Origin of the sequence: Micromonospora sp. NPDC051296, from assembly GCF_040682255.1 — a bacterium.
GTDB lineage: Bacteria > Actinomycetota > Actinomycetes > Mycobacteriales > Micromonosporaceae > Micromonospora > Micromonospora craterilacus.
Genome location: NZ_JBFBAO010000681.1, coordinates 1 through 1,137 on the forward strand (window position 1 = coordinate 1; position 1,137 = coordinate 1,137).

Sequence of the window (1,137 nt, forward strand, 5' to 3'; positions counted from 1 at the left end):
GATGTCCAGCTCGTCGTGCACCGCGATCACCTGGCCCGGCGACACCTTGTAGAACTGCGCCAGGCTGGCCACCGGCCCGCCGGAGAGATTCATGTAGGCCAGCGGCTTGGCCAACACCAGCTTCGGGCCACCGAAGCCGAGCCGACCCTCGGCGACCTCCGCCACCGCCCGCCGGTGCCGGCCGAACTTCCCGCCCAGCCGACCGGCCAACAGGTCGACCACCATGAACCCGACGTTGTGCCGGTTGCCCGCGTACTCCCGACCCGGATTGCCCAGGCCGACCACCAGCCACGGCCCGGTCTCGTCCGTCACCGTCGTCCCTTCCGTCATCCCGCGTGGGCCGCCGCCCAGCGGCCGACCCCGATACGCCGACAGGCGCCCCCGGAAACCGGGGACGCCTGTCGCACAGCCTGCGGACCGATCAGGCCTCGGTCTTCGCCTCGGCGCTCTCCTCGCCACCCGCGGCGGCCGGCTCGCCGGCCTCGGCGCCCTCGGAGGACTCGGCGGTCTCCTCGCCGACCCCGGCCTCGATCTCCTCCTCGGCCACCTCGATCTCGGGGAGGGTGGCCTCGAGCTGCTCGGCCGTCGGCGCGGCGGTAACCGTGGCGACCGGCAGCTCCGGGTCGGCGGCCAGCTCGACGCCGGCCGGCAGCTCGACGTCGGCGGCGGTGACCTGGACACCCGGCTCGGCGCCCTCGATCGAAGCCTCCAGGTGATCCGGCACCTTGGTCGCCTCGGCGGTCACCGAGAGGGTGTCGTGGTCGTGCACGATCAGCGTGTCCTTGCCCGCCTCACCGGTCAGCTGGACCGGCACCTCGACGGTGACCTTCTCGCCCCGACGCACCAGCAGCAGGTCGACGTGCTCGAACGTGTCCTTGATCGGGTCACGCTGGATCGCCTTCGGCAGCGCCAGCGCCTGCGTGCCGTCGCTCACCTCGATCGCGAAGAGCTGGTTGGCACCGCCCTTGCGGATGGCGGCCGCGAACTCACGCGCCGGCAGCGCGATGTGCTTGGGCTTCTCGCCATGGCCGTACAGCACGGCGGGCACCTTGCCGGCCCGGCGGGTACGACGGGCACCACCCTTGCCGAACTCGGTGCGGGGCTCGGCGCTGATCTTTACCTCGGACACGGGGAAAC

At 72.3% G+C, this 1,137-nt stretch carries 2 protein-coding genes; both read right to left on the bottom strand.

Annotated elements, in window-relative coordinates:
* A partial coding sequence (pth, locus tag AB0M52_RS34095; RefSeq protein ID WP_363962025.1) for an aminoacyl-tRNA hydrolase occupies nt 1-312 on the bottom strand: 312 nt, incomplete at its 3' end.
* 109 nt (nt 313-421) lie between these two features.
* On the bottom strand, nt 422-1,129 hold the full coding sequence (locus AB0M52_RS34100; protein ID WP_363962027.1) for a 50S ribosomal protein L25/general stress protein Ctc: 708 nt from the start codon (nt 1,127-1,129) through the stop codon (nt 422-424).
* Nucleotides 1,130-1,137 lie beyond the last annotated feature (8 nt).